10 protein-coding genes are annotated in these 7,702 nt (G+C 68.2%); 5 read left to right on the top strand and 5 right to left on the bottom strand.

Going from position 1 to position 7,702, the window contains the following annotated elements:
• Nucleotides 1-526: flotillin family protein (locus ABZ749_RS24670; RefSeq protein ID WP_357231694.1), on the bottom strand; the 526-nt coding region annotated here is incomplete at its 3' end.
• Nucleotides 527-554: 28 nt separating this feature from the next.
• Nucleotides 555-1,112, bottom strand: coding sequence for a hypothetical protein (locus tag ABZ749_RS24665; protein ID WP_357208251.1), 558 nt, complete (start codon nucleotides 1,110-1,112; stop codon nucleotides 555-557).
• 98 nt (nucleotides 1,113-1,210) lie between these two features.
• Between ABZ749_RS24665 and ABZ749_RS24660 the strand changes: the two genes are divergently transcribed.
• The 3 genes from ABZ749_RS24660 to ABZ749_RS24650 all read left to right on the top strand — a co-directional run bounded on the left by ABZ749_RS24660 (nucleotide 1,211) and on the right by ABZ749_RS24650 (nucleotide 2,483).
• Nucleotides 1,211-1,690, top strand: coding sequence for a methylated-DNA--[protein]-cysteine S-methyltransferase (locus ABZ749_RS24660; protein ID WP_357231691.1), 480 nt, complete (start codon nucleotides 1,211-1,213; stop codon nucleotides 1,688-1,690).
• A gap of 203 nt (nucleotides 1,691-1,893) precedes the next feature.
• Nucleotides 1,894-2,100, top strand: a complete 207-nt coding sequence (locus tag ABZ749_RS24655) for a ribbon-helix-helix protein, CopG family (protein ID WP_088987059.1) — start codon at nucleotides 1,894-1,896, stop codon at nucleotides 2,098-2,100.
• Nucleotides 2,101-2,129: 29 nt separating this feature from the next.
• Complete coding sequence (locus ABZ749_RS24650; protein ID WP_357231688.1) at nucleotides 2,130-2,483, top strand: hypothetical protein; 354 nt, start codon at nucleotides 2,130-2,132, stop codon at nucleotides 2,481-2,483.
• A gap of 62 nt (nucleotides 2,484-2,545) precedes the next feature.
• Here ABZ749_RS24650 and ABZ749_RS24645 read toward each other — a convergent pair whose 3' ends face one another.
• Nucleotides 2,546-3,625 carry an inositol-3-phosphate synthase gene (locus ABZ749_RS24645; protein ID WP_357231685.1) on the bottom strand — a complete coding sequence of 360 codons (1,080 nt, stop codon included), beginning with the start codon at nucleotides 3,623-3,625 and terminating at the stop codon, nucleotides 2,546-2,548.
• A gap of 23 nt (nucleotides 3,626-3,648) precedes the next feature.
• Nucleotides 3,649-4,287 (bottom strand): PadR family transcriptional regulator, encoded by a 639-nt coding sequence (locus ABZ749_RS24640; protein ID WP_030331823.1) that lies wholly within the window; start codon nucleotides 4,285-4,287, stop codon nucleotides 3,649-3,651.
• Nucleotides 4,288-4,462: 175 nt separating this feature from the next.
• Here ABZ749_RS24640 and ABZ749_RS24635 point away from each other — a divergent pair, with 175 nt between their 5' ends.
• Nucleotides 4,463-4,912 carry a DUF5318 domain-containing protein gene (locus tag ABZ749_RS24635; protein ID WP_355004535.1) on the top strand — a complete coding sequence of 150 codons (450 nt, stop codon included), beginning with the start codon at nucleotides 4,463-4,465 and terminating at the stop codon, nucleotides 4,910-4,912.
• Between the two features lie 139 nt (nucleotides 4,913-5,051).
• On the opposite strand, the gene ABZ749_RS24630 is transcribed toward ABZ749_RS24635, so the two are convergent.
• The gene (locus tag ABZ749_RS24630; protein ID WP_357231682.1) at nucleotides 5,052-5,762 is read right to left on the bottom strand and encodes a hypothetical protein; all 711 of its coding nucleotides are present in this window, start codon (nucleotides 5,760-5,762) and stop codon (nucleotides 5,052-5,054) included.
• Between ABZ749_RS24630 and ABZ749_RS24625 the strand changes: the two genes are divergently transcribed.
• The coding region (locus ABZ749_RS24625) for a transglycosylase domain-containing protein (protein ID WP_357231680.1) at nucleotides 5,725-7,702 on the top strand (1,978 nt) is incomplete at its 3' end. The genes ABZ749_RS24630 and ABZ749_RS24625 overlap by 38 nt on opposite strands.

Raw genomic sequence — 7,702 nt, 5'->3', positions numbered from 1 at the left:
TGGTCATCGAGTGCTCGGCCTCCTCGGCCACGGCGCTGGCGAACGCCGCCCGGTCCCGGATGACCTCCTCGACGGTGAGCCGGCCGACGATCGAGCGCAGCGCGCCGGCCAGCACCTCCCGGGTGAAGTTGTCGATCTCGTCCTGCTGGTGCAGGAACCGCTGGGCGGCGGCCCGGATCGCGTCCTCGGTCCCGCCGACCTTGACGATCGCCACGCCATGCAGGTCGGCGCGGATGCCCTGCTTGCTGACCGCGCCCCGGATGCCGACGTCGATCCGCCGGCTGGACAGGTCGAGCGACTGGAGCTTCTGCACCACCGGCAGCACGAACACCGAGGCGCCCAGCACGACCTTCTGACCGGAGGTGTCGGTGGACCGCCCGCCGTCGGCGGTCTGCGTGGTGCGGCCCTTGCGACCGGTGACGATGAACGCCTCGTTCGGGCCGGCCACCTTGATCCGGGAGAGCACGAAGAACACCAGGATGAGCACGAGGAGGACCGCGCCACCGATGGCGATGAGTAGGGCCATATAAATAGTCCCGTCTGTGAGGGGGAGATCAGTAGGTCTCTACGTGCACGCTGGTCTCGCTGAGCGCCTGCACGACGAAGATCTGGGCGCCGATCGGGATCGGCTGGTCCGCGCGGGCGCTGAGCTTGACCGGTTGGCCGGCGAGGCGAATGCGGACCTCGCCGTACCCGTTGGCCGGCACCGGGGTGACGACCAGGCCGAGCGCGCCGACCAGGTCGTCGCGGGTGGGGGTGGGGTCGGTGCGCATGTTCCGCGCCGCCCGACTCAGCCGGGACGCCAACCAGCCGGTGGGCACGGCTGCGAGCACGCCGCCGGCCACCGCCCCGACGACCATGCCAGGTGTACGCGCACCGAGCAGCTCGTTGACGATGGCCGCGCCGAACCCGAAAGCCCCGGCGAAGCCGGCGACCGTCTCGACCGAGATCGGCCCGTCCACGTCGGCGTGCCCGAAGTGGAGCAGCTCGGTGCCGAGCAGCGCGAGCGCGAGCACGCCGATGCCCGCCCCGCCGATGATCAGAAAGATGAGCGTCCCCGTTGCCACGACCTTGACGGTATCGACGCCGCGCAACGCCGAACGGCCTGACAGGACGTGAAGATGATCTACCGCTGCGGGTCGGGAGTGGCGCTCGACCCGACGCCGGAGGCCGGGTCGGCGAGATGGTCCGCGTCGGGGAGAATAGGTGGATGCGCTGGACCGTGCTCGACTCGCCGATCGGCGAGTTCTCCGTGGCCACCGACGGCACGAACGTCTGCGGTGCCCACTTCGGCCGGCTCGAGGCGGCCACCGACGAGCCCGATGACGCGCTGTCCCGGCAGGCCGTCGACGAGCTGCGGGCGTACTTCACCGGTGAGCTGACGACGTTCACCGTTCCGGTGTCGGTGCCGCGCGGCTCCGACTTCGAGCGCGCCGTGTGGCGGGAGATGACGCGGATCCCGTACGGGGAGACGCTGACGTACGGCGAGGTGGCGCGCCTGGTGGGCGACCCTGGGGCGGCACGGGCGGTGGGAGTGGCCTGCAACCGCAACCCGGTCCCGGTGATCGTGCCGTGTCACCGGATCGTCGGGGCGGGCGGCAAGCTGGTCGGCTTCGGCGGAGGCCTGCCGCGCAAGATCAAGCTGCTGGAGTTGGAGGCCGCTGTCGCGCTGCGACACGCGTGGTCCTGACCTTCGACCGATGCCGTCACGCCTGGACGTCGCGCCGGGAGATGAACACGTGACGATCGCTACACATTTCGACCCATTGCCTCCGTACCTCGGTCTCTGCATGTGCGTTGGTCGAAACGCGAACGTGCTGGCTGCGGAGATGGAGGCAAGAGACGGTGTCGAGTCTGGTTGACGTACCCCCGGAAGAGTTATACAAAAACGGTATGGCCTTCACCCTGACGCTCAAGCCCGAGGTCGAGCAGCGCCTTCGGGAGCTGGCCGAGGCGGAACACCGTTCGATGCACAAGACCGTCGAGGTGGCGATCCAGGAATACCTCGAGCGTCAGGAGCGCAACGAGTGGACCCGCCAGGCCGCCCGGCGGGTCCTGGAGGAAGACGCCGAGTTCTTCGAGATGTTGGGGGACCGGTGAATCAACCGTGGCCCGAGCCGGAAGACCTCTTGATCCTCCTGTCCGAGCACACGGGCCAGCACAGCCGGGTCAGGGACGGCGGCATCCTCGTCGCAGCGGCGGCCCGCCCACACGCCCGGATGCTGGGGCGGGCCGTCTACCCGACCGTGCTGGAGAGGGCGGCGGCGTTGATGCACGGATTGATGATCTGGCGGCCGCTCGACATGTGGAACGCCGGCCTCGCCTGGGCAGCTATGCGGATCTTCCTGGTTCGTTGCGGGGTGGTGCTACACATGCCGGCCAAGGAGCGGATGGCGCTCACCGACGCGTTGGCCAGCGGTGAGATTGATTCCGTTGACGAGTTGGCGTTGCGGCTGTCGCCGTACCTGGAGATGTCGAGCTGAACGCGGCGAAGGGCCGGGTCCGCACGGACCCGGCCCTTCCACGTGCTTGATGATTCAGCGCGTCAGCGCGTGACCTCACCGGCAATGAACTCCTCGACGGCCTGGTGGGCGTCGTGGTCGGCGTACTGCACCGGCGGAGACTTCATGAAGTACGACGAGGCCGACAGGATCGGGCCGCCGATCTTCCGGTCCAGGGCGATCTTCGCGGCCCGGACCGCGTCGATGATGACGCCGGCCGAGTTCGGAGAGTCCCACACCTCGAGCTTGAGCTCGGCGTTGAGGGGGGTGTCACCGAACGAGCGGCCCTCCAGGCGGATGTACGCCCACTTGCGGTCGTCCAGCCACGGCACGTGGTCCGACGGGCCGATGTGCACGTCGCTCTTGCTCATCTCGTGCGGGATCTGCGAGGTGACCGACTGGGTCTTCGAGATCTTCTTCGAGACCAGGCGCTTGCGCTCCAGCATGTTCATGAAGTCCATGTTGCCGCCGAAGTTGAGCTGGTACGTGCGCAGCAGCTCGACGCCGCGGTCCTCGAAGAGCTTCGCGAGGGCACGGTGCACGATGGTGGCGCCGACCTGGCTCTTGATGTCGTCACCGACGATCGGCAGGCCAGCGTCGGTGAACTTCTGGGCCCACTCCGGGTCGGAGGCGATGAAGACCGGCAGGGCGTTGACGAACGCGCAGCCAGCGTCGATCGCGGCCTGGGCGTAGAACTTGGCGGCCTGCTCGGAGCCGACCGGGAGGTAGCAGACGACGACGTCGACCTGCGCGTCACGCAGCGCCTGCGCCACGTCGACGGGGGTGGCGTCCGACTCCTCGACGATCTCGCGGTAGTACTCGCCCAGACCGTCGAAGGTCGGACCGCGCTGCACGCTGACGCCGGTCGGCGGCACGTCGCAGAGCTTGATGGTGTTGTTCTCGCTGGCGACGATCGCCTCCGCGAGGTCCATGCCCACCTTCTTGGCGTCCACGTCGAACGCCGCGACGAACTCCACGGAGTTGACGTGGTAGTCGCCGAAGGCGACGTGCATGAGACCCGGGACGCGGTCGTTCGGGTTGGCGTTCCGGTAGTACTCGACGCCCTGAACCAGGGACGAGGCGCAGTTACCCACACCGACGATGGCGACGCGGACGGAGCCCATAGCGTCTGCCTCCTTCTTTTCTGTCACGGCCGCTCATTCCTGGTCTCTCCAGGCGGAGGCGGGCTGTTGTCTTCTCGTCGGCCGCCGGCTGTCCCGATGTTCGGGACCGTCGGGGCTCGGCCGGAGCGCTCGTTGGCGATGAGCTCCTCCAGCCAGCGGACCTCGCGCTCACAGGCATCAAGGCCGTGGCGCTGCAGTTCCAGCGTGTAAGCGTCGAGGCGCTCGGCCGCCCGGCCCAGCACGTCGCGAAGCCCTTCGCGACGCTCCTCGATCTTGCGGCGGCGACCCTCCAGAATGCGCAGGCGGGTCGCCTGGTCGGTCCGGGCGAAGAACGCGAAGTGCACCCCGAAGCCCGTGTCGTCGTACGTCTCGGGCCCGGCCTGTGCGATCAGCTGGGCGAAGCGTTCCTTGCCTTCCGCGGTGATTTTGTAGACCACCCGACCTCGTCGGCTGGTCAGCGCGGGAACCTCCTCGGCAGTGGCGGGTGTCTCAGCAGCTTCGGTGATCCATCCCGCCGCCTGCAGCCTGCGTAGCGTGGGATAGAGCGAGCCGTAGCTGATCGCCGCCCGGATCGCGCCGAGTTTGGCGGTCAGCTCCTTACGCAGCTCATAGCCGTGCATCGGAGACTCCTGCAGGAGGCCGAGGATGGCGAACTCAAGCACTGGCCACCCTCTCTTTACCCTCCGGCGTGGAGTGGTAACCGCCGCGATGTATCGGACCGATACATCGCACGTTAGCGGGTCGCGTGGGCCAGGGCAAACCCCCGTTCCGAGATGTCGTCGTCACGGATTGTGAGCGTGGTCGCCTGCTCGGTTCGGACCGCGTACCCTTCTCCGCATGCGTACGCAGCGCCAGGTCGTCGACTACTCGCTTCAGAAGCGAGCAGTGCTGCGTGAGCTCCTGGCCGGCCGGGTCGGCACGTACGACGTCTGCGACGCGTCGCCGTACCTGAAGAACGCCGCTCGGTTCCACGGAGAGCCGACGGACCGGCGCTGCCCGATCTGCCGCAGCGAAAACCTGACGCTGGTCCACTACATTTACGGTGACGAACTCAAGCAGTCCGCCGGCCAGGCTCGGACACTTGCCGAGTTGCCCGTGCTGGCGATGACGCTGCGTGAGTTCCAGGTCTTCGTCGTGGAGGTGTGCCTCGGTTGTGACTGGAACCATCTCGTCGAGCAGTACCTGCTCGGCCGGGACGGTCTGACCGGCGACAGCGACGGCACGAGCGAGCAGGACGCGGCGGGCGCCGAAGGCGCCGGTCGGCGGAGGCGAGAGGCGCAACGGTGACACCAGCTGGTTGGACCGGCCCCGGAGTGGCAGACGAAACCCGGGACGGCCGACCGCTTGTTCGCCCGATTGGCCCGATTGATACGGCAATGACCCCGGTCGGCCGGCACCCCCGTGCCGGCGTCCCGGGTGAAGCAACTCACGGCAACCCGGTGGCGGCGCAGCCGCGCCCCACCGCGACCGGCAGGGTGTGAGGAATGAACTCGTACGGTGATCCCAGTTCTGCGCGCGGGCGGGCCCAGTACTCGGGTCCGGACGGTGACCCCGGACCGGGCGCGGACGACGCGTACCGCCGGCCCGGCGGTGACTCCGGCGCGGCAACCCCGGGCCGCGCCTCGGTGACGCCCCGGGCTGCCGGTGGCCGCGCCACGGTCGGTGGCTCCGCCTCGGTGCCGCCGCGTGGCAGCGCGGCCGCCGGGTCCGCGTCGGTGGGTTCGGCAGCGACCGGCCGGGCCGGTCGGGCCTCGGTGCCGGTCTCGCCGGCACCGGGTGCGGCAGCTGGACGCGCCGGTGCCGGTCGGGCCTCGGTGCCCGTCTCCCCGGCGCCGGGCGCGCCCGCAGGTAGGGCCGCGGTCGGTGCCGCCTCCGTCGGTGCGGCCTCGGTCGGCACCGCCTCGGCGGGCCGGGCCAGCGTCGGGTCCGCGTCGGTCGGTGGTCGTGCGGCGGTCGCGCGCGCAAGCGTCTCACCGGTCTCCGGTGGGCCGGGCGGCCCTGGGGGTCCCGGTGGGCCGGGCGGCCCGGGTGGTCCCGGTCGGGGCGGCCGTGGTCCGGGCGACTCGGGCGCCGCGGCGCGGGCGAAGAAGCGCAAGCGGATGAACCTGCTGATCGCCGGGTTCGCCGTCTTCGTCATGCTCGCCGGCATCGGCGTGGTCGGGTTCACCTACTACTCGACGAACGTGGTGCTTCCGGACGAGATCACTCCGCCGCAGGCGACCACCCTGTACGCCTTCGACAACAAGACGATCATCGCGAAGGTGGGCGATCAGAACCGGACCCTGGTCACCATCGACCAGATTCCGGACTACGTGCAGAAGGCGGTGGCCGCGGCCGAGGACCGGAACTTCTACCGACACTCGGGTGTGGACTACAAGGGTATCGCCCGGGCCGGCTGGAACAACCTCTCCGGCGGCGACAAGCAGGGTGCCTCCACCATCACCCAGCAGTATGCGCGCAACGCCTACGACAACCTGAAGGACGACACGTACGCCCGGAAGGTGAAGGAGGCGATCTTCGCCTCCAAGCTCAACGACGAGTACACGAAGCCGCAGATCATGCAGCACTACCTCAACGTGATCTATTTCGGCCGGGGCGCCTACGGCATCGAGGCCGCAGCGCAGACCTACTTCGGCAAGTCGGTGAGCAAGCTCAACCCGGCCGAGGGTGCCGTCCTCGCGGCTCTGATCAAGCAGCCGGAACCCAGCTCCACCCACCAGGGGTACGACCCGGCCATCAACCCCACCGCGGCACAGGATCGCTGGACCTACGTGATCGACGGCATGGTCAAGGAGGGCTGGCTGGGTGTGCCCGGCATGGAGCCGCGTCCTGCCGAGTACCCGCTGAAGGCCATCAAGTCCCCGAAGAAGGGCGGCATCGGCGTCGACTTCGGCGTCGACACCCCGTACGGCAACGTCATCAACTACGTCCGGCAGGAGATGCGGGACAGGGGTATCTGTGTCGAGAAGGACACGGAGGTGACAGATGCCAAGCCGTCGTGCTCCCAGGCGCTGATGTCCGGCGGTTACCGGATCCGCACCACAATGGACACGAAGATGCAGGCGGCGGCGGTCGAGACGGCCCAGCGCAAGTCCAAGGGCTCCGAGTTGGCCGGTCAGCCCTCCAACATCATGGCCGCGGTGGTGGCGATCGATCCCACAAACGGTCGGGTGGTCGCGTACTACGGCGGTGACAACGGCACCGGCACCGACTATGCCGGTAAGAACACCGACTCCACCGGCGCGATCAGCGGCGGTCACTCGCCCGGATCAAGCTTCAAGATCTACACCTTGGCGGCCGCGCTCAAGGAGAAGAAGGCGCTCGAGTCTCGCTGGAAGGGCAAGGCCTTCAAGCCGGAGGGCACCTTCAAGGTCAGCAACGCCGGCACCGACAACCCCTCCTGCGGCAACTCCTGCACGCTGCGGGTGTCCACGCTCAAGTCCCTCAACGTGCCGTTCTACTACGTCACGGAGGAGATCGGCGCGGACAAGGTCGTCGACATGGCCAAGCAGGCCGGCGTCACCGCCATGTGGCGCACTGACACCAACCCGGCGAAGGCCTACGACCTGACGAAGAGCGACCCGAAGGACATCACGCCGGAGCCGTTCTTCAACGTGGTCGGCTACGGCCAGTATCCGATCACGGTGCTGGACCACGCCAACGGCGTCGCGACCTTCGCCAACGGGGGCGTCTACAACAAGGCGCACTTCCTCTACTCGGTGGAGAAGCAGAACCCGAACACCGGTAAGTGGGACAAGGTCTACAGCGAGAAGCTCGACTCGAAGCGGAGAATCGAGAAGAGCGTGGTGGACGATGTGACGTCCGTCCTGAAGGACTACCCGGCCGCTGTCAACCACCGCCTCGACGACGGTCGCAAGGCGGCCTCGAAGACCGGCACCTGGGAACTCAAGGACGGCAGCGAGGACAACGGCGACGCCTGGATGATCGGTTACACGCCACAGTTGGCCACCGCGGTGTGGGTGGGCAACGTGGGGAACCGGAAGCCACTCATCCTCAAGGACAAGCGCAGGGTCAGTGGTGGAAACCTCCCGGGCGACATCTGGGAGCGGTTCATGA

This window comes from Micromonospora sp. NPDC047753 (assembly GCF_040642735.1).
GTDB lineage: Bacteria > Actinomycetota > Actinomycetes > Mycobacteriales > Micromonosporaceae > Micromonospora.
The sequence above is the reverse complement of the archived record's forward strand: the minus strand, read 5'-3'. Positions and strand labels throughout refer to the sequence as shown.

Coding starts and splice junctions, on each gene's coding strand:
- ABZ749_RS24630 (WP_357231682.1), bottom strand. CDS start 5,762: ATGACGAAGACGGCGAACCCGGCGATCAGCAGGTTCATCCGCTTGCGC.
- ABZ749_RS24645 (WP_357231685.1), bottom strand. CDS start 3,625: ATGGGCTCCGTCCGCGTCGCCATCGTCGGTGTGGGTAACTGCGCCTCG.
- ABZ749_RS24635 (WP_355004535.1), top strand. CDS start 4,463: ATGCGTACGCAGCGCCAGGTCGTCGACTACTCGCTTCAGAAGCGAGCA.
- ABZ749_RS24655 (WP_088987059.1), top strand. CDS start 1,894: ATGGCCTTCACCCTGACGCTCAAGCCCGAGGTCGAGCAGCGCCTTCGG.
- ABZ749_RS24660 (WP_357231691.1), top strand. CDS start 1,211: ATGCGCTGGACCGTGCTCGACTCGCCGATCGGCGAGTTCTCCGTGGCC.